This window comes from Pedobacter fastidiosus (assembly GCF_014306625.1).
GTDB lineage: Bacteria > Bacteroidota > Bacteroidia > Sphingobacteriales > Sphingobacteriaceae > Pedobacter > Pedobacter fastidiosus.
This window is the reverse complement of the sequence record NZ_JACRYL010000057.1, coordinates 1-801: the sequence shown is the minus strand read 5'-3', so window position 1 is coordinate 801 and position 801 is coordinate 1. Positions and strand designations below refer to the sequence as shown.

The following is an 801-nucleotide window of genomic DNA, read 5'->3' as shown; positions in this document are numbered from 1 at the left end:
GTGCAGAAATCCCGTTCAAAAATCGGCCAAAAATGCCAAAAATCGGCTCCGAGGCGGGAAACTGGGGGTTGGTGTAAAATAGGGCCGGGTGGTGGCCGAAAATGGGCTTCCCTGGGCTGGATTGGTCTGGAACCCTGGGTCCTGGGCGTACTTTTGGGGCTGGCTGGATTTTGGCGCGGATTTGGCTTTGTAGGTGGTGCTTTAGATGGATTTAGGTTTATGGACTGGCTTGCGGGCTTGATTTTGGGTTTGGTTTGGTTATGAGTTGCGTTTATTTGGTGGTTTGGGATTTATTTCTTATGGATGGTTTATGTTAATTGGTTTGGAGGTTGGCTCTCCCCTGGCCTGGATGGGATTGAGTGGGCTTTAGGATGGGCTTAGGGTGGCTGCTTGACCTTTCATTGGTGCTTATAACTAATATTTAATATTAGTTGTGTAATGCGTAAGCTAATAAGGTGTAACGATAGTGGAACCAATAGTTATAGAAGGGCTCAGAGACGATGGATGCCACAGGCAGTAATATAAGTCTAACTGGTAAGCTCTTCTAGTTTGATCGTAATAGTGGCATATATTCACGTACACATAAATCTGTTTTATTTGGCTGTTATATAATCTACCTTGTGTTAATGTGGTATCTCTCGATAGTATACTTGTAGGCCTTCAGCATGTTGATGGCGAGTGCAAAAACCTTAAATGGGGCTGATATGGTGGTGGAGCTCTCAAAAATCCTCAAAAATCCTAAAAAATAGCCCAAAAATCCAAACTTTTCTGGTCCTCCGGGTAGGGGCGTTCTGCGAAAAT

The 801-nt window shown here is 44.4% G+C and carries 2 protein-coding genes; one reads left to right on the top strand and one right to left on the bottom strand.

What is annotated here, in order from left to right; all coding sequences use genetic code 11:
* On the top strand, window positions 1-264 hold a 264-nt coding region (locus H7U22_RS22950), incomplete at its 5' end, for a hypothetical protein (protein ID WP_222621950.1).
* Between the two features lie 349 nt (window positions 265-613).
* Here H7U22_RS22950 and H7U22_RS22945 read toward each other — a convergent pair.
* On the bottom strand, window positions 614-801 hold a 188-nt coding region (locus H7U22_RS22945; protein WP_222621949.1), incomplete at its 5' end, for a hypothetical protein.